Below are 22,757 nucleotides of genomic sequence, written 5' to 3'. Positions count from 1 at the left end.
CCGAGAGGGGCACCGGTGAACGACCGATACGACGCGGGGTACGGGGCCGACCAGTACGAACTCGTCGGCTATGACGAGTACGGGCAGCCCGTCTACCGGCAGGTCCAGGTCCCGCCCCAGCAGGTGCCGCAGCAGCCCTACGACCCGTACGGGCAGCAGGGCGGGCAGCAGCACCGGGACCAGCCGTACCAGGGGCAGGCTCAGGGCCGGCAGGGTCAGGGTCAGCAGGGGTACGGCTACGACCCGTACGACACGGGCGGGCAGCAGTCGCCCGGCTATGACCCGTACGACACGGGTCAGCAGCCGTCCACCCCCGCGTACGACACCGGCCCGCAGGCTTCCGTCGGCTACGACCCCTACGGCACCGCGACACAGGCCCCGTACGACCCCTACGGGCAGACCGCCGTCGGCGGACAGCAGCCCCGGGGCGAGCAGCCCCGCGTCGCCGAGCAGACCGCCTACATCCCGCAGCAGGCCGGTCCGGTCGAGCCCGACTCCGGGGCCGAGTCCGGGGGCGACTCCGGGGCGGGCCTCGACGGCGGTGACGCGGCGGCTGACGGGCGCAGCACGTCCGGCGCCTCCGGGCAGCCCCAACGGGAGTACCAGACCGAGCAGTTCGCGTTCGTGGAGGAGCCCGACGGCGACTCCGAGGACGTCATCGACTGGCTGAACTTCACCGAGAACCGCACCGAGCGCCGCGAGGAGGCCAAGCGCCGGGCCCGCAGCCGCATCGTCGCCCTCGGCGTGGTCCTGGCGCTGGTCGCGGTCGGCGGAGTGGGCTACCTCTGGTACGCCGGGAAGCTGCCCGGCCTGTCGTCCTCGTCCTCCGACTCCGACACGGGCGCCACGACCGCCACCGCCGCCCAGAAGCGTGACGTGGTCGTCGTCCACCTGCACGACACCGCCGCCGGAGGCACCTCCACGGTGCTGCTCGTGGACAACACCACGACCAAGCAGGCCACCACGGTCCTGCTGCCCAACTCCCTCGTCCTCACGGACGACGACGGCACCACGACGACCCTCGCCAAGTCCGTCGACGACGACGGCTCCGCCGGGACGCGCGACTCGCTGGACACGGTTCTCGGCACCGACATCGAGGGCACCTGGCGGCTCGACACGCCGTACCTGCAGAACCTCGTCGACCTCGTCGGCAACATCGAGGTCGACACCGACACCGCCGTGCCCGACCCGGACGCCAAGAAGGGCGCGGCCGCACTCGTCAACAAGGGGCAGGACCAGACGCTCAGCGGCAAGATGGCCGTCGCCTACGCCACCCACCGTGCCGCGGGCGAGGCCCAGAACGCCCAGCTGGAGCGGTTCGGCCAGGTCATGCAGGGCGTACTGCGCAAGGTGTCCTCCGATGCGCAGGGCGCCACCGTCACCGTGCAGACCCTGGCGCAGATCCTGGACCCGTCGCTGACCGACAAGGATCTCGGCACCTTCCTCGCCAAGCTCGCCGACCTCGCCAAGGGCGGCGACTACAAGACCGCCCTGCTGCCCGTCCAGAGCGACGGCACGCTCAGCGCCGAGGCCGGCGCGAGCGTCGTCAAGGACGTCCTCGGCGGCGCCGCGAAGAGCCCCGACAAGGACGCGGCCGTCAGCGTCTCCGTCCAGAACGCCAGCGGCACCAAGGCCAACACCGAGGACGCGCGCGTGGTGCTCCTCAACGGCGGCTTCACCTTCCTGGAGGCCGGCACGCCGACGAGTACGAAGGCCACCTCGCAGGTGCTCTACGCCGACGCCGCCGAGAAGGAGAACGCCACCGAGGTCGCCAAGACCCTGGGCCTGGACGACAGCGTCGTGAAGAAGGGCACCGTCTCCGCGAACGCCGACGTGGCGGTCGTCCTGGGCGAGGACTACGAGCCCACCTCGGCCGAGTGACCCGAGTGACCCGAGTGACCAGGGTGGGGAGGACTCGCGGGGGCCGGTCGGAAGCGGCCCCCGCGGGTGATCCCTCAATCACGTGGGGTGCCGTCGGCGGTCCGTGAGACCCTTGAGGACAAGTGTCCGCCTAGGGAAAGCCACGTAGTGACCGCCACCGACCGCTCCATCGAGCTCATCACCGCCGCCGCACAGGCGGCCGCCGACAAGCTCGCGCACGACATCATCGCCTACGACGTCAGCGACGTGCTGTCGATCACGGACGCCTTCCTGCTGGCCTCCGCGCCCAACGACCGCCAGGTCAAGTCGATCGTCGACGAGATCGAGGAGCGCCTCCAGAAGGAGCTCGGCACCAAGCCCGTCCGTCGAGAGGGCGACCGCGACGCCCGCTGGATCCTGCTCGACTACGTCGACATCGTCGTCCACGTCCAGCACAGCGAGGAGCGTGTCTTCTACGCCCTGGAACGCCTGTGGAAGGACTGCCCCGAGCTGGAGCTGCCCGCCGACGCCAAGGCCACCCGTGGCAAGGCCCAGGAGCACGCCAAGCTGCAGGCCGAGGAGGAAGACGCCGCCGGGTACGAGGAGCTGCGATGACCACCCCCGCGGAGACCGCCGCCGCCCGCGAGCCGGGCCGTGGCCGTCGCGTCATCCTCTGGAGGCACGGCCAGACCGCCTGGAACGTGGAGCGCCGCTTCCAAGGCACGACGGACGTCGAGCTGACCGAGACCGGCGTGGCCCAGGCCCGCCGCGCCGCCCGGCTGCTCGCTTCCCTCCAGCCCGACGCGATCGTCGCCTCGGACCTGTCGCGGGCCGCGAACACGGCCGCCGAGCTCGCCGTGCTCACCGGCCTGGAGGTGACCCACGACGAGGCCCTGCGCGAGACGTACGCGGGCGTCTGGCAGGGGCTGACGCACGACGAGATCATCGCCCGCCACGGCGACGAGTACACCGCGTGGAAGCGCGGTGAGCCGGTCCGCCGCGGCGGCGGCGAACTGGAGTCGGAGGTGGCCGACCGGGCCGCCCCCGTCGTGGTGCGGCACGTCGAGAAGCTGCCCGAGGACGGCACGCTGGTCGTCGTCAGCCACGGCGGCACCATCCGGACCACCATCGGCCGTCTCCTCGGCCTGGAGGCCCACAACTGGGAGAGCCTGGGCGGTCTCTCCAACTGCTGCTGGTCCGTCCTCGGCGAGGGCGCTCGAGGCTGGCGGCTGCTCGAGCACAACGCCGGCACCCTGCCCGAGCCGGTGCTCGGCGACGACGACTGAGCGCCGGGGGGCCGCCGGGACCCGGATTTCACTTTCCGGCAGGTCGCAGGCTAAAGTTCTTCTTGTTCGCCCCGCCGAGCGGGGCGAAACACCATACGGCTTCGGCCGCATGGCACAAGGGGCTATAGCTCAGTTGGTAGAGCGCCTGCATGGCATGCAGGAGGTCAGGAGTTCAATTCTCCTTAGCTCCACTTCAAGAAGATCCCGTCCCTCAGGGGGCGGGATTTTTTGTTGCCTCCTTTCGCAGCCGGGCCGCGCGCCGCTCCGTCTCCTCGTCGTTCGGCGTGTAGACGACGATCCGGCACTCCGGCATCCCGTTGATCGACAGCGACGTGGACGTCATCCTCAGTTCGCCCACCGCCGCGTGCCGGAAGACCTTCACGCGGCTGCCGGGCTCCGCCACGTCACCGGACGCCCACAGCCGCGCGAACAGCGGGCTCGCCTCCGACAGCCTGCGTATGAAGTCCTCCCAGACGGGCTCGCCGGCACGCAGTCCGTACGACGCCCGCAGGTTCGCCACCATCACAGGCAGCTCCTTGTCCCGGAACACCAGCGGGCTGTCCTCCTCACGCACCGTGAACAGCCGCCACAGGGCGTTGGACGGCACCCGGGCGGCGAGCTCGGCCGTCGGAGCGATGAACAGGTCGTGGTAGACGGGGTTGGCGGCGAGGATGTCGTAGCGCGAGTTGTAGACCACCGCCGGCCGGGGCGCCAGGGCGTCGATGATGTCCTGGATCTCCGGGCCCACGCTCTGCGCCAGGGCTTCCGGCGCGGATGTGCAGGGCACCTCCGCCAGGTGGTACAGATGCTCCCGTTCCGGTGGGTCGAGGCGCAGCGTGCGCGCCACGGCGTCCAGGACCTGCGCGGAGGCGTTGATCGGCCGGCCCTGCTCCAGCCACGTGTACCAGGTGACGCCCACGCCCGAGAGCTGGGCGACCTCCTCACGCCGCAGCCCCGGAGTGCGCCGCCGCAGCCCGGGCGCCATTCCGACGTCGCCCGGTGTCACCCGGGCCCGCCTGCTGCGCAGGAAGGCCGCCAGTTCGGGCCGGCGCCGATGCGTCGCCCCCGGCCCGGGCTCCTTCCTCGCCGACGCCTCGGCCCCTGCCCTTTTCTGCCCGCCGGCTCGTGTGTCCATCGTCACGTCCCCCATGGTCGATCCCCCACCCGTCCCCTGCCAGGTGCTGTCAGTACCAGCATCAGCGGGCTCTCGGCACCCGTACCGGATCCCCTGCACGCTCGTCGGCATGACGACGACACCCCGAACGAGCCCGGTCCCCGCGCCCGTTCCACCCGCTTCAACTCCTGCTGCCAGTAAAGACCCTGGCACTGACAATCGGCCTCGGCAGCTGCTCGCGGTGCTGCTCGCGGCCCAGTTCATGGCACTGCTCGACGTCTTCATCGTGAACGTCGCGGCCCCCACGATCGGTTCCGACCTGAACGCCTCCGGCGCGGATCTCCAACTGGTCGTCGCCGGTTACGCCATCACGTACTCCGTGCTGCTGATCACCGGCGCGCGTCTCGGCGACCGGTTCGGGCACGGGCGGGCCTACCTCGTCGGGCTCGCCCTGTTCACGGTCGCCTCGCTGGCCTGCGGTCTGGCTCAGGGCAGCGCCGAGTTGATCGTGTTCCGGCTGGTGCAGGGCGCCGGGTCGGCGGTGATGATCCCGCAGGTGCTCAGCCTGATCCAGCGCACGTTCACCGGCGACGCCCGGATGCGCGCGCTGGGCGCCTATGCGGCGGTCCTCGCCGTCGGCGCGGCGGCCGGGCAGGTGGTGGGCGGCGTTCTGGTCAGCGCCGACCTGCTGGGCACCGGCTGGCGTCCGGTGTTCCTCGTCAATGTGCCGGTGGGCCTCGTCCTGCTGGCCGTCGGCGGGCGCGTCCTGCCGCGTGGCGGGGGCGTGGAACGGCAGGACGCGGTGGCAGGGGCGCGTGCAGGGGCGCGCGGGTTGGACTGGCCGGGGCTTGTGCTTCTTGGCGCGGCTGTCTCGCTGGTCACGGTGCCGCTCGTGCTCGGGCAGGAGGAGGGCTGGCCGTGGTGGTCCTGGCTGTCGCTGGCGGTCGGCGCGCTGGTGTTCGTCCTGTTCTGCGTCTACGAGGCCCGGCTGGCCCGTCGCGGCGGCTCCCCGCTGATCGCGCCCCGTGTGTTGCGTCACCCCGGGATGGGGCTCGCGGTCGTGCGCGTCATGGCCGTGATGGCGGTCAACGGCGGCTTCCTGTTCGTGCTGACCCTGCACGTCCAGGGCGGCCTCGGCTACAGCGCACTGCGCGCCGGCCTCACCTTCGCGCCGACCGCGGTCGTCTTCGGGACGGTCGGACTGACCTGGCGCAAGTGGCCCGCGACCTGGCAACGGTCCCTGATCCCGGCCGGGTTCGCGTTCACCGCGCTGTCCGTGGCCGGTGTCGGGCTGGCCTTCGACGGCGGCGGCCACGGGGGCGCGTGGCTGTACGTGGCGTACGCCGGCGTGGGCGTCGGGCTCGCTCTCGCGTTCAGCCCGACGCTCACCGGGGCGCTGGCGACGGTGCGGCCCGAGGACGCGGCGGACGCCAGCGGATTGCTCGCCACGGTCACCCAGCTCGGGCAGCTGATCGGGGTGGCGGTCTTCGGCACACTGTTCTTCAACCGGCTTGAGTCACTTGGGGCCCCGGAGGCGTATACCTCTTCGGAAGCGCTTCTCACATGCATGTTCGCGCTCGCTACGACAGCCGCCTTGGGTGCCGTGTCCGGACTGGTACTAAGGCGTCGCTGACCGTATTGGCCCGGCCGTGGCAGAATCAAACGGCCGGAAGGGGGCGCGGCCCGACGGGAGGGAGTAGCGATGCCTGCGAGCATCCTCGGAGAGGTCGGCCACCTCTCCGAAGCGGCGTTGACACGGGACAAGGCCACGCGGCTCAGCTGCCCCTCCTGCGGTTCCGGCCATGTGGCCCAGGTTCTCGGTGACAACGGCGGGATTTCCTACGTGTGCACGGCCTGCGGCCACAGCTGGAGCTGATCGATGGGTGCACACAGGCGAAAGTGCGACTGGTGCGGCAGCGGCACCCCGATCGTCCGTGACATGGAGCCGGTCAACGCCGACTACCAGTACTGGTGCGAGGAATGCGCGCGGGCGCTGATCATAAAAGGCGACCCGATCGAGACCTACCGTGAGCTGGAGGGCGAGCCGATCTACGGCCGGCTCCTCGAGGAGCACTGCACGCTCAAGCGGTTCTATTCGTTCGTCACCGCTTGACCCGTCATACCGGCTTGAACCGGACAGGGCGGAAACGATTTGGTGGTCCACCCCCCGGGCCGGTAATGTTGGCGTCGCCGCCGGGGAGACCCGCGGAACACCGCAAGGGGCTATAGCTCAGTTGGTAGAGCGCCTGCATGGCATGCAGGAGGTCAGGAGTTCAATTCTCCTTAGCTCCACAGCAGATCCCGCTGGATCGGATTCGATCCAGCGGGATCTTTTTGTCGTCCCCGGACTTGTGGTGTTCGGAGGCGGAAACGTGAAGGGCCGCCCGAGAACGGGCGGCCCTGTCGTCGTCGTGTCGCTCAGCGGCCGAGGGCGCGGCGGCCGCGACCCTGGGAGAGGACCGGGAGATTGCGGGCGGGCGCCTGCGGGCGCGTGTCCTCCTCGACGCGCAGGGCGAGGGCCGGGCAGCGGCGAACCGCGCGCAGCGCCTTGGCCTCCGCGTTCTGCGGCACCTTCGCCTGTGCGACTGTCGGGAAGCCGTCGGCGCCCAGTTGGAAGACCTCCGGGAGGATGTCGGCGCAGAGGCCGTGGCCGCGGCACAGCGTCCAGTCGACGAAGATCTTCTGGCGGCTCGAGCCGCTGTCCTCCGGCGGGATGCCGCTCGTGATGGCCGCCGGGGCCATGCCGGCCTCGAAGAGCGGCAGAACGCCCTCCACGGGCCGTCCGCAGCCATTGCCGAGGACATGGGCGGCCAGGTCGTCGGTGAACGCCTTGATGGTCGACTCGAGGAACATCGCGGAGCCGTCCGGATGCGAGCACGCACCGCGCCGCTTGACGTTCTTGGCGACCTGTTTGAGCGCCTCCAGGGCGGCCGGGCCGCCGCCGTTGATGATGTCCTCCATGCCGCGTGCGGCGGCCGGCAGGCCGAGGTAGCAGGGACCGCACTGTCCCGCGCTCTCGTCGGCCAGCCACTGCGCCACGCGCAGCGACTCGCCCAGCGGGCAGGTCTCCTGGCTGATCGGCAGGATCGCGCCGGCGCCGAGCGCCCCGCCCACCGCGTCGAGGGAGTTGCGGGAGACGATCGCCTCGTTGACCGTCGCCGCGTCGATCCACTTGCCGTGGTAGCCGCCGGTCAGCACGCCCTGGGGCACCGGCGGGGCGCCGGCGAGCTGAAGGACGTAACGCAGCGGCACGCCCGTGGGGACCTCGATCACCATCGGGCGGGCGACCGCGCCGGAGACCGTCAGCATGACGGTGCCCGGCTCGTCGTACAGGCCGGTGTTGCCGTAGCGCTCCGGGCCGATGCGGGCGGCGATGGCCAGCTGGGCGAACGTCTCGGCGTTGGACAGCAGGGTGGGTGCGCCGCCGACGCCGTTCTGCGAGGCGCTGACCTTGCGGCCGGGCGGGATCGGCGGGCCGCCGTCGATGGAGCGGATCAGCGATGCGGCGGCGCCGGTGACCATGCGGATCGGGTTGCGCTGGACGAACGCCTTCAGGGCCGATCTACGGCCGTTGCTGAGGCCGCGTTCGGAGAGCGCGGCCTCCATGGAGCGCTGCGTCGATTCACGGGTGACCCCCACCACGAGCGTGCGGGCACCCAGCGCCTCCGCGACCAGCAGCGCGCCGTCCAGGATGAGGTGCGGGGCACGGTTGATGAGCACCGTGTCCTTGCGGCAGGCCGGTTCGTCCTCACTGCCGTTGACGACGACGACCGGCCGTACACCGCGCTTGATCGCGGCCTCGGCGACCGAGCGCAGCTTCTTGTGGAAGGGGAAGCCCGCGCCGCCGCGGCCCTTCAGGTTGATGTTCTCGGAGAGCTTGGCGAGGGCTTCTCCGCCCAGGGGTTCGAGCGGCCCATGCACCTTCAGGTGCATGGGCAGATCCAGTCTTTCGACAAGGTCGAAGCCCGACGTGAGCTGCGGAAGGCCGACCACGCGGACTTCTGGGACGTCGGGCAGGGCCTCGTTCACCTATAGCCTCCGGAAGGCGTGTTCCAAGGTTCGCCCGAACCCGGTGCGTCGAAGGACGCGCCGGGCGTTGGTTCATTGGCGGGACCGCTGTTGTACGTGTCGTTCTGGTTGTACGTGCCGTACGCGGGGTTCGTCTCACCGGTGTTGTACACATCACGTCCGCCGGGCCCCGGAGTGCCCGAATTGCCATAGACCGGGATGTTGAATCCCGTGTCCTGGAGCGGGTCGTAGGCCGACGGAGGCGCCTCGCCGACCGGCGGCGGGGACGGGATCGGCCAACTGCCCGAGGTGCTGCCGCCGTTGTCGACCCGCGGCATCGCCTGCGTGGGCTGCACGTCGAACGGCATGTTCATGCGGGCCGTCTGGTCGGCCGCATAGGGCTGCTGCTGGCCGCGCTGCGGTGTGTTGACGGCGCGGTAGGCGGCCGCGAAGCCGTTCGCCGGCTCCGGGGTGGCGGGCGTGTCGTACAGCGGCGACGACGACGGCGGGGCCATCCGCGTGGAGCTCATCGTGTCGGACGAGCGGCCCGAGCGGCCCTCGTAGCCGGGCAGCGCGGAGGAGCCCGTCTCGCCCACGCGCGCGCGTGAAGCCTCGAGGCCGTCCATCGCGGAGCGGTCCTCGGCGCCGCCGAAGACCGAGCCGAGCCGGTCGGCGACCTGGCGCTTGACAGGGCGCGGGGCAGCGCGCAGCGCCAGGGCGGCCATGACGCCCAGCAGGCACAGGCTGTACAGGATCGTGAAGATCGGCTTGGCCTGGCGACCCGCGTAGAGGCCGTGGACCAGCGCGGCGCACCAGGCCGGGTAGGCCAGCATGTGCATGGCGCGCCAGCGGGCGGCGACCTCGGCGGGCGCGGCGAAGTTGCTGCGCAGTGCGCCCGTGATGCCGACGAAGATCATCAGTAGGCCGGCCAGGGAGCCGAGGCCGATGAGGCCGGCGCTCCCGGTGATGCCGAGCGAGAACGGGATGATCGCGGCGATGAGCTGGGTGTGGTCGAGTGCGATCTTCGTGGTGATGTGCAGCAGCAGGAACGCGATCGAGCCGACCGCTGTCGTCCGGTGCACCGCCTGGCCGATGATCCGCTGGCGAGTGTTGAGGAAGATCCGGTCCTGGGCGACCAGGCCCCAGATCACCGAGCAGCTGAGCGAGACGAGGGACAACACGCCCGCGCCGAAGTTCAGGAAGGCTTGGAACTGGTCACCTCCGACCAGCACGACTACGGGTATGAGGAGCAGGACGACAGCAGTCGCCGCCCCATAGGCCGACCGACCCGGCTTGGGGAGCGAGCTGTTACGACGAGGGTTCATGGGGGCAACTCCGAGCAGTTTCGGGAAAGCGGTCCCGCTGCCGAACTCTAAGTGGCTCCATACCGATGGGTACGAGGTTTGAGTTATTGCGTTGTTATGAAACGACGATCTGGCTGTTGTGATGTCCCTTAGCTACTGTTACGCGAAGTAACCCTTGACCTTGATTCAGTTCCGGCCTGCCGATTCTGGTTGCAGCAACGTTGTCGCGACCATGCATACGTAAGCGCGTCGCGGCGTGCTCAAGGCCTGCGGTACCCTAGCGCCATGCGTGCTGTACGCCTTCTGCTTAGCGAGCCGCGCTGATCAGTCCCGACCGCCGGTGAACGGACGGTTCGGAATCGGCGCGGCGTCCCCTCCTGTGCGAGGGGATTTTTCGTTTCCTGGACGACATGCCGCTGGCAGAGACGATCGATGGAGCTTTGAGGACCATGAGCGAGACGAACCCCGCTGCCGCCGCTGTCCCGGCAGAGGCCGCGCCGCACCGCTACACGGCCGCCATGGCCGGCGAGATCGAGGCACGCTGGCAGGACTTCTGGGACGCCGAGGGCACGTACGCCGCCCCGAACCCGAAGGGCGACCTGGCCGGTGACCCCGAGCTGGTCGCCCGGCCCAAGAAGTTCATCATGGACATGTTCCCGTACCCCTCCGGTGCGGGCCTGCACGTCGGCCACCCCCTGGGCTACATCGCGACCGACGTCTTCGCGCGCTTCCAGCGGATGACCGGCCACAACGTCCTGCACACCCTGGGCTTCGACGCCTTCGGCCTGCCCGCCGAGCAGTACGCCGTGCAGACCGGCACGCACCCGCGTGTGTCCACCGAGGCCAACATCGAGAACATGAAGGTCCAGCTCCGCCGGCTGGGCCTGGGCCACGACCGGCGTCGATCGTTCGCCACGATCGACCCGGACTACTACAAGTGGACCCAGTGGATCTTCCTGCAGATCTTCAACTCCTGGTACGACGACGAGGCGGACAAGGCCCGCCCGATCGCCGAGCTGATCGCCCAGTTCGAGTCCGGTGAGCGGGCCGTACCAGGGCACACGCGCGCGTGGCACGAACTGACCGCCACCGAACGCGCCGACGTCCTGAGCGAGTTCCGCCTGGCCTACGCCTCCGACGCGCCGGTCAACTGGTGCCCGGGCCTGGGCACCGTGCTGGCCAACGAGGAGGTCACCGCCGACGGCCGCTCCGAGCGTGGCAACTTCCCCGTCTTCAAGGCCAAGCTGCGCCAGTGGAACATGCGCATCACCGCCTACGCGGACCGCCTGCTGAACGACCTGGACGCGCTGGACTGGCCCGAGGCCATCAAGCTGCAGCAGCGCAACTGGATCGGCCGCTCCGAGGGCGCCCGAGTCGACTTCCCCGTGGACGGCGAGCGGATCACCGTCTTCACCACGCGCCCGGACACCCTGTTCGGCGCGACCTACATGGTGCTGGCGCCCGAGCACCCGCTGGTCGACAAGTTCACCCCGGACGCGTGGCCCGAGGGCACGCACGACGTCTGGGCCGGCGGCCACGCGACCCCGGCCGAGGCCGTCGCCGCGTACCGCGCGCAGGCCGCCTCGAAGTCCGACGTCGAGCGCCAGGCCGAGGCCAAGGACAAGACCGGCGTCTTCACCGGCGTGTACGCGACCAACCCGGTCAACGGCGACCGGATCCCCGTCTTCATCGCCGACTACGTCCTGATGGGCTACGGCACCGGCGCGATCATGGCCGTCCCGGCGGGCGACCAGCGCGACTTCGAGTTCGCGCGCGCCTTCGAGCTGCCGATCCGCTGCATCGTCGAGCCGACCGACGACCGCGGCACCGACCCGTCGACCTGGGAGAACGCCTTCGGGTCGTACGACGCGAAGATCATCAACTCCTCCAACGACGAGATCGCCCTGGACGGCCTGGGCGTCGCCGACGCCAAGGCGCGCATCACCGAGTGGCTGGCGCGCAAGGGGATCGGCGAGGGCACCGTCAACTTCCGGCTGCGCGACTGGCTGTTCAGCCGCCAGCGCTACTGGGGCGAGCCCTTCCCGATCGTCTACGACGAGGACGGCATCGCCCACTCGCTGCCCGAGTCGATGCTGCCCCTGGAGCTGCCGGAGGTCGAGGACTACTCGCCGCGCACCTTCGACCCGGACGACGCGAACACGTCCCCGGAGACGCCCCTGTCCCGCAACGAGGACTGGGTCGACGTCACCCTGGACCTGGGCGACGGCCGCGGTCCGCAGAAGTACCGCCGCGAGACCAACACCATGCCCAACTGGGCCGGCTCCTGCTGGTACGAGCTGCGCTACCTGGACCCGCACAACAGCCAGAAGCTGGTCGACCCCGAGATCGAGCAGTACTGGATGGGCCCGCGCGAAGGCCAGCCGCACGGCGGCGTCGACCTGTACGTCGGTGGCGCCGAGCACGCCGTGCTGCACCTGCTGTACGCGCGTTTCTGGTCCAAGGTCCTGTTCGACCTGGGGCACGTCTCGTCCGTGGAGCCGTTCCACAAGCTGTTCAATCAGGGCATGATCCAGGCCTTCGTCTACCGCGACAGCCGCGGCATCGCGGTGCCGGCCGCCGAGGTGGAGGAGCGCGACGGCGCGTTCTACTACCAGGGCGAGAAGGTCTCCAAGCTGCTGGGCAAGATGGGCAAGTCCCTGAAGAACGCGGTCACCCCGGACGAGATCTGCGCCGAGTACGGCGCCGACACGCTGCGCCTGTACGAGATGGCGATGGGCCCGCTGGACGTCTCGCGCCCGTGGGACACACGCGCCGTGGTGGGCCAGTACCGCCTGCTGCAGCGGCTGTGGCGCAACGTCGTCGACGAGACCACCGGCGAGGTGACCGTCGTCGACGCCGAGCCCGACGTGGACACCCTGCGGGCCCTGCACAAGGCGATCGACGGCGTGCGCCAGGACCTGGAGGGCCTGCGCTTCAACACCGCCATCGCCAAGATCACCGAGCTGAACAACCACCTGACCAAGGCGGGCGGCGTGCTGCCGCGCCCGGTCGCCGAGGCCCTGGTGCTGCTGGTCGCCCCGCTGGCCCCGCACATCGCCGAGGAGCTGTGGCGCCGGCTGGGCCACACCGACTCGGTCGTCCACCAGGATCTGCCGGTCGCCGACCCGGCGTACGTCGTGGACGAGAGCGTGACCTGCGTCGTGCAGATCAAGGGCAAGGTCAAGGCGCGCCTGGAGGTCTCCCCGGCCATCTCCGACGAGGAGCTGGAGAAGGTGGCGCTGGCCGACGAGGCCGTGGTGAGCGCGCTGGGCGGTGCCGGGATCCGCAAGGTGATCGTGCGGGCGCCGAAGCTGGTGAACATCGTTCCGGCGTAAGGGGCCGAGACCGGCCGCGGCCGTCCCCTAGGGGCTTCGTGCGGGCAGGTTCGGGGTTCTTCTGGAACTCCGAACCTGCCCGCGTCGTTTACCGTTTTGAGTGCGGCGCGCCATGTGTGGCGCCGGATGTGTCGTGGCCGGCCGCAGGAGGAGCTCGTGGAAGCAGTGATCACAGTGGTAGCCCTGCTCTTCGTGCTGTTCCTGGCGCTCGGCGCCTACGCCACGGTGAAGGCGATCGGCGCCGCCAAGCGGGGCGTCGACCGCACCATCACCCAGGCCCGCCGCACGGTCGAGGACCACACCCTGCGGGCCAAGTCCTTCGCCCAGCTCGGACCGGCCGGCGAGATCGCCCAGCTGCGGCTCAAGCTGCGCACATCGATGCGGGCCACCCAGGACGCGCTGCACGCGGGCGTCGCCGAGGACGAGTCCCTGAAGGAGTCCCTCGGCCTCTTCCAGAGACTCAGCGCACACGGCCGCGAACTGGACGACGAGCTCAAGCGCCTGGAGTCCGAGCCGGACCGGGCGACGCTGACCGAGCGGCTGCCCTCGCTGCGGGAGCGCACCGAGCGCATCACGGGATCGGCGGACTCGCTGCGCTGGGCGGCCCGGGACCGCGCCCACCGCTTCGCGGACGACGACCTCGACTCCCTGAGCGCCCAGATCGACGTCGAGACCGGTGCCCTGCGGCACTGGACCACACCGGAATCCGCCCAGACGCCACACTCGTGGCCCGAGGCGCCTGCCGCCGACAGCCCGGCAGCGGGGCAGACGTGGCCGGAGACACCCGGCGCACGCACCGCGGAGGAGCCGACCCAGGCCGCCATCACCCCTCCGGGAGCGCGTCCCACCTACCCGTGGCAGAAGAAGCCGCGCCCTGAGAGCACCACCTGAGGTGACCCCGGGGCGGGTGCTGTTCGACTGGTACTTGATTCGGTCAAGGGCGGCCCAGCTGCGAGGGGCCGGGCTGCCGTACGGGGGCTACGCCAGGTAACCTCCAGGTCATGTCCCGCCATGTCGCGATCGTCACGGATTCAACGGCCTACTTGCCGCAGCGGACGATGGAGCGCCACGGCATCACAGCGGTGCCCCTGACCGTCGTCCTCGGCGACCAGGCCCTTGAAGAGGGCAGCGAGATCTCGACCCGTTCCCTCGCACAGGCGTTGCAGAAGCGACGACCCGTCACCACCTCGCGCCCCAGCCCGCAGCTCTTCGCCGAGACGTATCGCAAGGTCGCCGAGTCCGGCGCCACCGGCATCGTCTCCCTCCATCTCTCCGCCGAGCTGTCCGGCACGTACGACGCGGCGGTCGTCGCGGCGCGTGAGGCGCCGGTGCCGGTACGGGTGGTGGACACCGGCATGGTCGCCATGGCGCTCGGCTTCTGCGCGCTCGCTGCGGCCGAGGTCGCCGAGGCGGGCGGCACGGTCGACGAGGCGGTCACCGCGGCGGAGAAGCGGGCGGCCGGGACGTCCGCCTACTTCTATGTCGACACCCTGGACTACCTGCGCCGTGGCGGTCGGATCGGCGCCGCGCAGGCCCTGTTGGGCTCCGCGCTCGCGGTGAAGCCGATCCTCCAGCTGGAGGGCGGGCGCATCGACCTTCTGGAGAAGGTGCGGACGGCGTCGCGGGCGATCGCCCGCCTGGAGGAACTCGGGGCCGACCGGGCGGGCAGCGCGCCCGTCGACATCGCCGTGCACCATCTCGCCGCTCCCGACCGGGCGTCCGCTCTCGCGGACCGCCTGCGGTCACGCGTGCCCGGGCTCGCCGACCTGCACGTGAGCGAGGTCGGAGCGGTGATCGGGGCGCATACCGGGCCGGGACTGCTCGGGGTCGTGGTCTCGCCGCGCTGAGGACTTCCCTCACTCGGGCGAGTGGTGGAGTTATCCACAACTGTGCGGTGATCCACGGAAATTGAGCAAGATCATCGCGGTGCGGCGAAGTGTCCGATCCTCGTCGCATGGCACTTCGATCACGCTCACACAGCACGCATGCGACCAGCGGCCCTGGACGGGGCCCCGGCTCCGACGGCCGTTCCCGCCGACTCCGCTCACCTGGCGGCGGCCGGGCCGGACACCGTGACGCCTCGGCGGAGGAGAACCGTCGCCGGGCGGAGGTGTTGTTCGCCGAACGGGCCCGCATGCGACGGGAGTTGGGGTTGGGTCCGCCGCCGGATGGGGGTGGCGCCGTGCCTGTCGGAGCGGCGGGTGTGCGGGGGGCGGTGGAAACGCCGGTGGCGTCGGTGGCGTCGGGAGCGGCGGGGGCGGCGGGAACAGCGGTCGTGTCGGAGACGGCCGTGGTGTCGGAGACGGGGGTGGCTTCGGAGACGGTGGCGGGTTCGGTAGCTGCGGTAGTTGCGGGCGCAGTGGGAACAGCGGGGGCGGCGGGAACGGCGGGGGCTTCGGATGCCTTGCGGGGGGCCGATGTGTCGGACGGTGGTGGGTCCGGCGGTGTGGGTGTGCGGCCTGACGACGTCGACGAGGGGGGTGAGGGGACAGCTCCTGGTGGCGCAGGGTTCTGGCAGACGCGGGCGGGGTTTGCTCTGCGGGAGCGGATGCCTGTGTGGCTGCAGGCGCGCTGCGGACTGGAGCGCAGGAGCGTGGTCGCGCTCACGGTACTGCTGGTCGCCGCCGCTGCCTTCGCCGTACAGCACTTCTGGGCAGGACGGGCCGAGCCGGTAAGGGCACCGGAGGTGGTGCGAGCCGCGGCTCCCTACCCGGCAGATGAACAGGGCTCGGCGGCAGAACCGGCCACTTCTGCCGGCGTGCCGTCGGGCATGGGGAGTACGGCCGGGGCCGAGATCGTCGTGGACGTCAGCGGCAAGGTGCGAAAGCCCGGTATCCACCGGCTCCCGGCCGGTTCACGCGTTGTCGACGCGTTGGGCGCGGCCGGTGGAGTCCGGCCCGGCACCAACACCGACGGTCTCAATCGCGCGCGCTTCCTCGTGGACGGGGAGCAGGTCGTCGTCGGCGGACCCGCGCCGGCCGGGGCCGTCGGGGCGGGAGCAGGAGGTTCCGCCGGTGCGGGGGCAGGAGCCGGGCCCCCGGCCCCCGTCTCCCTCAACACGGCCACCGTGGATCAGCTCGACACCCTGCCCGGCGTCGGCCCCGTGTTGGCACAGCACATCGTCGACTACCGGGCACAGCACGGCGGTTTCCGATCGGTGGACGAACTGCGCGAGGTCAACGGCATCGGCGAGCGACGCTTCGCCGACCTGCGGAATCTCGTGCGGCCATGAGGCGTGAAGACGCTGAACACGCCGTTCCTGGAGGCGGGGCCCCCGGAACCAGGGCCAGGGGTGCTGCCGACGGCATCGGCGTCCGGGGCGTGCCCGGCTCCCGCGCTCGCCGAGCCGTGCACGCGGAATCCGGAAAGCGCTTGGGCGACGCCAACCCGCGCCAGGAAGGGCCGGTGGATCTACGGCTCGTGCCGCCCGCGCTCGCGGCCTGGGCGACGGCCGTGCTGACACTGGACGCGTCGCCAGGGCTGGTGGGCGGCATCGTGGCCGTCTGCCTGGTGACCGCCGGCGCCCTGCTGATCGTGAGGCGGCGGCCGGCGCGGCGCGGAGTGAGCGGCTACCGGACTCCGGGCACGTGGGGCGTCCGCCCTGCCGGCCGGGAGAGCGGTCGGGAGAGCGACCGGGGTGCGGGCGGGCGGAGTGACCGGGGCGTGGGCGGGCGGAGTGACCGGGGCGTGGGCGGGCGGATCGCCTGGCCTCGGGTCACCGTCGCCGCATCGTTGCTCTGCGTGGCCGCGGCTGCCGCGTCGGCCGGGCTGCACGGGGCCGATCTGCGCCGGGGGCCGGTGCCGGCGCTGGCACGGGAGTACGCGACCGTCACCGCCGAGGTCGAGATCACCTCCGATCCACGGCTCACCCGGCCCAGAGTCAGCGGGGACCACCTGACTCCGGACTCCGTCCTGATCGAGGGCGAGGTGCGCAGCGTCGAGGGTGCGGCCCGGACGGCGGTGGCGACGCGGGCCCCGGTGCTGGTGATCGTGGACGTCGGGTCGGGCTCGGGCACAGGCAGAGGCGCAGGTAGAGGTGCAGGCACCGGCACCGGCACCGGTATGGACATGGGCGCGGATGGTCCGCGTGCGGGGCTCGACGGGAGGGAGGCGTCCGGGGGTGTGCAGCCTGCGGAGTCTGTCGGCCGGGCGGTGCCCGGGGGTGTGCCGGGACGCGGGGTGACGTCCAGGGCGTCGTGGCTCGGGTTGTTGCCGTCCACCCGGGTGCGGGTGACCGGGCGGTTGGCGCCCGCGCTGGCTCGAGGGGACCGGATTGCGGCTGTCCTGCGGGTCCGGGATCGCGCGGCGTCGTCGGTGGTGGAGGAACCGTCGGCCGCGCAGCGGTTGGCGGGGCGGCTGCGGGCGGGACTGCGGGCGGCCACCGAGGGACTGCCGACGGATGCGAGGGCGCTGCTGCCCGGGCTGGTCGTCGGGGACACCTCGCGGATCACTCCCGAACTGGACGAGGCCTTCAAGGAGACGGATCTGGCACACACCCTCGCCGTCTCCGGGAGCAACCTCACGATCATCCTCGCCCTCCTTCTCGGACCGCCCGGGCTGGCCCAGCAGGTGGAGCGCCGCGGCCTGGCGCCCCGTCTCGGCGTCCCGCTCCGGACGACCGCGCTGCTCGGCGGAGCGCTCACCCTCGGATTCGTGGTCGTGTGCCGGCCCGACCCCAGTGTGCTGCGCGCCGCGGCCTGCGGGGCGATCGTGCTGCTCGCCCTGGCGACCGGCCGCCGCAGATCGCTCATCCCGGCGCTGGCGACAGCGGTACTGCTGCTGGTGCTGTACGACCCGTGGCTGGCCCGGAGTTACGGGTTCCTGCTGTCCGTCCTGGCCACCGGGGCCCTGTTGACGCTGGCGCCGAGGTGGAGCGCGGCGCTGCGACGGCGGCGGGTACCGCCGCGGCTCGCGGAGGCGTTGGCGGCCGCGGGAGCCGCGCAGGCGCTGTGTGCGCCGGTCGTCGCCGTGCTGTCGGCGCGGGTCAGTCTGGTGGCGGTGCCCTGCAACCTCCTCGTGGAGTTCGCGGTCGCGCCGGCGACGGTGCTGGGTTTCGCGGTGCTGGCGACGGCGCCCGTGGCGATGCCGGTGGCCAAGGCGCTGGCCTGGTGCGCGAGTTGGCCGGCCGGGTGGATCGCGGGTGTGGCGCGGGCCGGGGCGGCGCTGCCCGGCGGGGGAGTGGACTGGCCGGGGAGTTGGGGCGGAGCCCTGTTGCTCGCGCTCGTCACGGGAGGGGTGGTGCTGCTCGGGCGGCGACTGTCGAGGCACCCCTGGCTGTGCGGGCTCTGCGGGGTGCTGCTCCTGCTCGTGGTGGTGCAACCGCCGCCGCTGACCAGAGTGCTCACGGGCTGGCCGCCGCCCGGGTGGCGGCTGGCCATGTGCGACGTGGGACAGGGCGACGCGACCGTCCTCGCGGCGGGCGACGGCGCCGGGGTCGTGGTGGACGCCGGGCCGGATCCGAGGCTGGTCGATCGTTGCCTGCGCTCGCTCGGCATCACCCGGGTGCCGCTCGTCGTGCTCACCCACTTCCACGCCGACCACGTCGCCGGGCTGCCGGGGGTGCTGCGCGGCCGGGCGGTGGGCGAGATCCAGACGACGGGGTTCGAGGAGCCCGTGGACCAGGTGGACTTCGTACGGAAGGAGGCGGCGGCGCGGGGCGTTCCGATGGTGCGGGTCGTGGCCGGGGAGCGGCGGCGGATCGGGGCGCTCGACTGGGAGGTGCTGTGGCCGCCGGCGGACCCGGTGCCGGAACCGGACGGCCCGAACGACGCGAGCGTGACGCTGCTCGTGCGGTCGGCCGGGCTGCGGATGCTGCTGCTCGGAGACCTCGAACCCCCGGCGCAACAGGCACTGGCGCGATCACCGGCGGCCGCGCTGGTGCGGGGAGTGGACGTCCTCAAGGTGGCGCATCACGGCTCGGCCTACCAGGATCCGGACCTCATACGCGCTGTGGCACCACGGCTGGCGCTGATCTCGTGCGGTGCGGACAACCCGTACGGGCATCCCGCGCCCAGCACGGTCGCGGCGCTGCGTGCGGGAGGCGCGGCGGTGTTGCGGACGGACCGGGACGGCGCGGTGGCGGTGGTCGCGGGCGTGGGCGGGGAACTGGGGGTGGCGCGAGACTGAGGGCATGAATCCCGCACAGGCCGAGGAAGAACCGCCCCAGCCCTCAGTCGCTCGGCTCGACGCCCGACTGGTCGATGCCTATCTGCGCCGCATCGGCGTCGAGCCCCCGGCACGGCCCACCACTCCCGTCACCACCGCCACCGCCACCGCCCCCGTCGCCCACGCCACCACCCCCGGCGACACTGCCACGGCCAACGTCGCCACCGCTGCCGCCACCGTCGATCTGCTGCGTGAGTTGCATCTGCGGCATTTGCGGACGGTGCCCTTCGAGAACCTGTCGGTTCATCTCGGGGAGGGGATCGTGCTGGAGGAGAGACGGCTTGTCGAGAAGGTCGTCGGGGCGCGGCGGGGAGGGTTCTGTTACGAGCTGAACGGGGCGTTCGGTGCGCTGCTCGCGGCGCTGGGGTTCGAGGTCACGCTGCTGGCGGCGCGGGTGTACGGGGAGGAGGGGAGGCTCGGGATTCCGTACGACCATCTCGCGCTGCTGGTGGGGACGGCGGACGCGGGCGAGTGGTTGGCCGACGTCGGGTTCGGGGCGCACAGCCACTACCCGCTCCGTTGGGGGCGTCGTGACGAACAGAGGGATCCCGGCGGGGTGTTCCGGATCGTCGAGGCGAATCGGGACGGCCCGGATCCGGCCAGGGTCGGTGCGGGTGCGGGTGCGGGTGCGGGTGCGGGTGCGGGTGCGGGTGCGGGTGCGGCTCGGACGCGGGACCTGGACGTGGTGTGCGACGGGGTGCGGGTGTACCGACTGGAGGTGCGGCCCCGGGTGTTGGGGGACTTCGTGGCGGGAGCCTGGTGGCACAGCACCTCGCCGGAGTCGCACTTCACGAAGTCGCTGATCTGCTCACGGGTCACGGAGGACGGAGGGAGGATCACGCTCAGCGGACGCCGGTTCAAGGCGACGTCCGCCGACGGAGTGAGTGAGGAGAGTGAACTGACGGGCGACGAGGCGGTGTTGGCGGTGTATCGGGAGCGGTTCGGGATCGAGTTGGAGCGGGTGCCGAGGGTACGGGCGGCGGAGAGGCCGACAGAGGCCGGCGGAGAGACGGGCTGAGAAGCCGACTGAGCGAAGCCTGCGATCGGAGGGGTAGATTCCGGTCACACGGGGCTACTCGTGCGTAGTGCCAGCACATGCGCTGGTTTCCCGCGATGTGGGCTTGTCTTGCCTCGAAAGCCGCATCGGTGATCGAATGCTTCTTCGGCAACAAGTGATGTCAAGTCGCGCAGGGGTGTCGTAGATGTTCGGCCGTTGGCTGGGAAACCGTACGAACCGCGTGCAGCGGACGAGTCCCCTCGCGGCGGTCCACACTCCGCCGAACGCCGGAGTGCTGAGCTGCCGGATCCTCGACCCGGTCAACGAGCCGGTGTCGCATGCGGAGTTCGCGGTGAGCGATGCGATGGGACGCAACGTCGTCAGCGGCGGCACGGATCCCTTCGGGGCGTTCATGACGACCGTGCCGGCGGGGGAGTACCGGCTCGCGGTGTCCGCCGAGGGGTACACGCCCTACCGGGCGACGGCGACCGTCGGGGAGAACGCGCTGGCCTCGCTCGGTGATGTGACGCTCCAGGTCGCGCGGCCTCCGGAGCTGCCGGCACCGGGGGACTGGGAGATCGAGCCGACGCATTCGTCGATCGGGTTCACCGCGCGGCACATCGGGCTCGCCCGGATCCACGGGCGGTTCAACTCCTTCGCGGGGGCGGTGCGGATCGCCGAGCGGATGGAGCAGTCGGCGATGCATGTGGTGATCGACGCGGCGTCCATCGACACGAACGTCAGGATGCGGGACGACCATCTGCGGTCCGCGGACTTCCTGGACGTCATGCGGTTCCCGACGCTCGAGTTCTACAGCGAGCGGTTCGTGCACAAGGGCGGCAGCCGGTGGGCGGTCACCGGGGCGCTGTCGCTGCACGGTGTGACGCGGACGGTCACGCTCGACACGGAGTACCTCGGGGTCGGCAACGGCATGGGCGGCGAGGTGCGGGCGGCCTGCCGGGCGCGGACCGAACTGCACCGGGACGACTTCACCGTCAGTTGGCAGACGATGCTGACGCGGGGCATCGCGGTGGTCGGCCCCAGCATCAGCATCGAGCTGGACGTGCAGATCGTGCAGACCGCGCCAAAGGCTTGACCGCGCCAAAGGCCTGACCGCATCGAAGGCTTCACCGCACCGAACGCCCGACCGCGCCGACGAGCCGACGAGCTGACCTGCGGTACGGCTGCCGCCCCGCGTGCCGGAAAATGGGGCCGTGAGTGATGTGAGACATGTGCTGGTGCTGCCCGATCGTGAGGCCGCTGAGGAAGTGGCCCAAGCGCTCGGGGAGCGGTTCGGGGTGGGCGAGGAACCGAGGATCGTCCGGGACGCCCTGGCCGGGGAGGACGACGCGGAGGACGCGCAGTGGCTCGTCCTGGTCGGGGACGAGGACGAGCGGCTCGATGCAGCGGCGCTCGACGAGTTCGCGGGGGAGTGGGACGGCTGGCGCGAGGAGCCGTAGCCGGCCTCGCCCGCAGTCGTACACGTCGGCCGCAGTGGGACACGTCGGCCGCAGTCGTACACGTCGGACCTCGACCGCGTTGTCAGTGGCTCGTGGGATGCTTTCGGAGATGGCCAGGAAGACTGCAAACGACGACCCTCTCGCCCCGGTGACCCTTGCCGTGGGCCAGGAGGACCTCCTGCTCGACCGTGCCGTGCAGGAGGTGGTGGCCGCCGCCAAGGCCGCCGACGCCGACACGGACGTACGTGACCTGACCTCGGACCAGCTGCAGCCCGGCACGCTCGCCGAGCTGACCAGTCCGTCGCTCTTCGCGGAGCGCAAGGTCGTGGTCGTACGCAACGCGCATGACCTGTCCGCCGACACGATCAAGGACGTCAAGGCGTACCTCGGGGCTCCCGCCGAGGAGATCACGCTCGTGCTGCTGCACGCCGGCGGGGTCAAGGGCAAGGGGCTGCTGGACGCCGCGCGCAAGGCCGGGGCGCGGGAGGTGGCCTGCCCGAAGATGACGAAGCCGGCGGACCGGCTGGCCTTCGTCAGACAGGAGTTCCGGGTGACCGGCCGGTCGGCCACACCCGAGGCCTGCCAGGCGCTCGTCGACGCCCTCGGCAGCGATCTCCGGGAGCTGGCGTCCGCGGTGTCCCAGCTGGTCGCCGACATCGAGGGGACCATCGACGAGGTCGTCGTCGCGCGGTACTACACCGGGCGGGCCGAGGCCTCCAGCTTCACCGTCGCCGACCGGGCGGTGGAAGGGCGGGCGGCGGAGGCGCTGGAGGCGTTGCGCTGGTCGCTGGCCACCGGCGTCGCGCCCGTGCTGATCACCAGCGCGCTCGCCCAGGGCGTGCGGGCGATCGGCAAGCTGTCCTCCGCGCGCGGCGGCCGGCCGGCCGATCTCGCCCGGGAGCTCGGCATGCCGCCCTGGAAGATCGACCGGGTCAGACAGCAGATGCGGGGGTGGACACCGGACGGGGTGGCCCTCGCGCTGCGGGCGGTGGCCGAGGCCGACGCGGGTGTGAAGGGCGGCGGTGACGATCCCGAGTACGCCTTGGAGAAGGCCGTCGTGACGATCGCGCGGGCGGCCCGCTCCGGCGGCCGCGGCTAGCCACCCCTCCGGGATCCCCGAAAGCCGCCTCCCCCCTCCAGCCCCCGGATCTTCCCCCCGGATCCCCGGAGCGAGCTACGTGATCCAGTAGCCCTTCCCTCGCCGGGGAGGAGAATCGGACGTGTCAGG

Annotated in this window: 18 protein-coding genes and 2 tRNA genes; 17 read left to right on the top strand and 3 right to left on the bottom strand. The window is 71.4% G+C overall.

The annotated features are described in order from the left end of the window. Window positions 1-15: 15 nt before the first annotated feature. From ABZ725_RS31525 to ABZ725_RS31510, 4 genes are all read left to right on the top strand, one after another. Window positions 16-1,881: an LCP family protein gene (locus ABZ725_RS31525; RefSeq protein WP_358805883.1), complete on the top strand. Its 1,866-nt coding sequence runs from the start codon at window positions 16-18 to the stop codon at window positions 1,879-1,881. A 147-nt stretch (window positions 1,882-2,028) separates the two neighbouring features. Continuing rightward, window positions 2,029-2,475, top strand: a complete 447-nt coding sequence (gene rsfS / locus ABZ725_RS31520; protein ID WP_358805882.1) for a ribosome silencing factor — start codon at window positions 2,029-2,031, stop codon at window positions 2,473-2,475. Then, window positions 2,472-3,146 (top strand): histidine phosphatase family protein, encoded by a 675-nt coding sequence (locus ABZ725_RS31515; RefSeq protein WP_358805881.1) that lies wholly within the window; start codon window positions 2,472-2,474, stop codon window positions 3,144-3,146. The genes rsfS and ABZ725_RS31515 overlap by 4 nt, the downstream gene beginning before the upstream one ends. A 118-nt stretch (window positions 3,147-3,264) precedes the next feature. Next, a tRNA-Ala gene (locus ABZ725_RS31510) sits at window positions 3,265-3,337 on the top strand. A gap of 20 nt (window positions 3,338-3,357) precedes the next feature. On the opposite strand, the gene ABZ725_RS31505 is transcribed toward ABZ725_RS31510, so the two are convergent. Beyond that, window positions 3,358-4,131, bottom strand: coding sequence for a helix-turn-helix transcriptional regulator (locus ABZ725_RS31505; RefSeq protein ID WP_358805919.1), 774 nt, complete (start codon window positions 4,129-4,131; stop codon window positions 3,358-3,360). 373 nt (window positions 4,132-4,504) lie between these two features. On the opposite strand from ABZ725_RS31505, the gene ABZ725_RS31500 reads away from it, so the two are divergent. From ABZ725_RS31500 to ABZ725_RS31485, 4 genes are all read left to right on the top strand, one after another. Next, entirely contained in the window at window positions 4,505-5,893 is a 1,389-nt protein-coding gene (locus tag ABZ725_RS31500) for an MFS transporter (protein ID WP_358805918.1), read from the top strand. 69 nt (window positions 5,894-5,962) lie between these two features. After that, complete coding sequence (locus ABZ725_RS31495) at window positions 5,963-6,136, top strand: hypothetical protein (protein ID WP_329217253.1); 174 nt, start codon at window positions 5,963-5,965, stop codon at window positions 6,134-6,136. A gap of 3 nt (window positions 6,137-6,139) precedes the next feature. Further along, window positions 6,140-6,373 (top strand): hypothetical protein, encoded by a 234-nt coding sequence (locus ABZ725_RS31490; RefSeq protein ID WP_005479297.1) that lies wholly within the window; start codon window positions 6,140-6,142, stop codon window positions 6,371-6,373. Between the two features lie 106 nt (window positions 6,374-6,479). Further along, a tRNA-Ala gene (locus ABZ725_RS31485) sits at window positions 6,480-6,552 on the top strand. A 126-nt stretch (window positions 6,553-6,678) separates the two neighbouring features. Here ABZ725_RS31485 and ABZ725_RS31480 read toward each other — a convergent pair. Both ABZ725_RS31480 and ABZ725_RS31475 read right to left on the bottom strand, forming a co-directional pair. Then, a complete protein-coding gene (locus ABZ725_RS31480; protein ID WP_358805880.1) occupies window positions 6,679-8,289 on the bottom strand; it encodes an NADH-ubiquinone oxidoreductase-F iron-sulfur binding region domain-containing protein in 1,611 nt (536 codons plus the stop codon). Beyond that, window positions 8,286-9,593, bottom strand: a complete 1,308-nt coding sequence (locus ABZ725_RS31475) for a cytochrome b/b6 domain-containing protein (protein ID WP_358805879.1) — start codon at window positions 9,591-9,593, stop codon at window positions 8,286-8,288. Before ABZ725_RS31475 ends, ABZ725_RS31480 begins: the two co-directional genes overlap by 4 nt. 428 nt (window positions 9,594-10,021) lie before the next feature. Between ABZ725_RS31475 and leuS the strand changes: the two genes are divergently transcribed. The 9 genes from leuS (at window position 10,022) to holA (ending at window position 22,628) form a co-directional block, all read left to right on the top strand. Next, complete coding sequence (gene leuS / locus ABZ725_RS31470; protein WP_358805878.1) at window positions 10,022-12,907, top strand: leucine--tRNA ligase; 2,886 nt, start codon at window positions 10,022-10,024, stop codon at window positions 12,905-12,907. A 156-nt stretch (window positions 12,908-13,063) separates the two neighbouring features. Next, the gene (locus ABZ725_RS31465; protein ID WP_358805877.1) at window positions 13,064-13,798 is read left to right on the top strand and encodes a hypothetical protein; all 735 of its coding nucleotides are present in this window, start codon (window positions 13,064-13,066) and stop codon (window positions 13,796-13,798) included. Between the two features lie 110 nt (window positions 13,799-13,908). Next, window positions 13,909-14,754: a DegV family protein gene (locus ABZ725_RS31460; protein WP_358805876.1), complete on the top strand. Its 846-nt coding sequence runs from the start codon at window positions 13,909-13,911 to the stop codon at window positions 14,752-14,754. A gap of 107 nt (window positions 14,755-14,861) precedes the next feature. Continuing rightward, on the top strand, window positions 14,862-16,139 hold the full coding sequence (locus ABZ725_RS31455; protein WP_358805875.1) for a ComEA family DNA-binding protein: 1,278 nt from the start codon (window positions 14,862-14,864) through the stop codon (window positions 16,137-16,139). A 140-nt stretch (window positions 16,140-16,279) separates the two neighbouring features. Next, window positions 16,280-19,033 carry a ComEC/Rec2 family competence protein gene (locus tag ABZ725_RS31450; protein ID WP_358805874.1) on the top strand — a complete coding sequence of 918 codons (2,754 nt, stop codon included), beginning with the start codon at window positions 16,280-16,282 and terminating at the stop codon, window positions 19,031-19,033. A gap of 4 nt (window positions 19,034-19,037) precedes the next feature. Continuing rightward, window positions 19,038-20,090 (top strand): arylamine N-acetyltransferase, encoded by a 1,053-nt coding sequence (locus tag ABZ725_RS31445; protein WP_358805873.1) that lies wholly within the window; start codon window positions 19,038-19,040, stop codon window positions 20,088-20,090. Window positions 20,091-20,274: 184 nt separating this feature from the next. Further along, the gene (locus tag ABZ725_RS31440) at window positions 20,275-21,165 is read left to right on the top strand and encodes a YceI family protein (RefSeq protein WP_358805872.1); all 891 of its coding nucleotides are present in this window, start codon (window positions 20,275-20,277) and stop codon (window positions 21,163-21,165) included. Between the two features lie 118 nt (window positions 21,166-21,283). Continuing rightward, window positions 21,284-21,529: a hypothetical protein gene (locus ABZ725_RS31435; protein ID WP_358805871.1), complete on the top strand. Its 246-nt coding sequence runs from the start codon at window positions 21,284-21,286 to the stop codon at window positions 21,527-21,529. Window positions 21,530-21,638: 109 nt separating this feature from the next. Continuing rightward, window positions 21,639-22,628: a DNA polymerase III subunit delta gene (gene holA, locus ABZ725_RS31430; protein ID WP_358805870.1), complete on the top strand. Its 990-nt coding sequence runs from the start codon at window positions 21,639-21,641 to the stop codon at window positions 22,626-22,628. Window positions 22,629-22,757 lie beyond the last annotated feature (129 nt).

Origin of the sequence: Streptomyces sp. NPDC006872 (assembly GCF_040635845.1) — a bacterium.
Taxonomy (GTDB): domain Bacteria; phylum Actinomycetota; class Actinomycetes; order Streptomycetales; family Streptomycetaceae; genus Streptomyces.
Note: the sequence above shows the minus strand (reverse complement) of the source record. Positions and strands in the feature narration are given on the sequence as shown.

What these genes read in the sequence shown, in the direction of transcription:
- ABZ725_RS31515 (WP_358805881.1), top strand. Translation starts at nt 2,472, where the DNA reads ATGACCACCCCCGCGGAGACCGCCGCCGCCCGCGAGCCGGGCCGTGGC.
- ABZ725_RS31495 (WP_329217253.1), top strand. Translation starts at nt 5,963, where the DNA reads ATGCCTGCGAGCATCCTCGGAGAGGTCGGCCACCTCTCCGAAGCGGCG.
- holA (WP_358805870.1), top strand. Translation starts at nt 21,639, where the DNA reads ATGGCCAGGAAGACTGCAAACGACGACCCTCTCGCCCCGGTGACCCTT.
- ABZ725_RS31440 (WP_358805872.1), top strand. Translation starts at nt 20,275, where the DNA reads ATGTTCGGCCGTTGGCTGGGAAACCGTACGAACCGCGTGCAGCGGACG.
- ABZ725_RS31455 (WP_358805875.1), top strand. Translation starts at nt 14,862, where the DNA reads ATGGCACTTCGATCACGCTCACACAGCACGCATGCGACCAGCGGCCCT.
- ABZ725_RS31505 (WP_358805919.1), bottom strand. Translation starts at nt 4,131, where the DNA reads ATGGCGCCCGGGCTGCGGCGGCGCACTCCGGGGCTGCGGCGTGAGGAG.
- ABZ725_RS31475 (WP_358805879.1), bottom strand. Translation starts at nt 9,593, where the DNA reads ATGAACCCTCGTCGTAACAGCTCGCTCCCCAAGCCGGGTCGGTCGGCC.
- leuS (WP_358805878.1), top strand. Translation starts at nt 10,022, where the DNA reads ATGAGCGAGACGAACCCCGCTGCCGCCGCTGTCCCGGCAGAGGCCGCG.
- ABZ725_RS31490 (WP_005479297.1), top strand. Translation starts at nt 6,140, where the DNA reads ATGGGTGCACACAGGCGAAAGTGCGACTGGTGCGGCAGCGGCACCCCG.
- ABZ725_RS31460 (WP_358805876.1), top strand. Translation starts at nt 13,909, where the DNA reads ATGTCCCGCCATGTCGCGATCGTCACGGATTCAACGGCCTACTTGCCG.
- ABZ725_RS31445 (WP_358805873.1), top strand. Translation starts at nt 19,038, where the DNA reads ATGAATCCCGCACAGGCCGAGGAAGAACCGCCCCAGCCCTCAGTCGCT.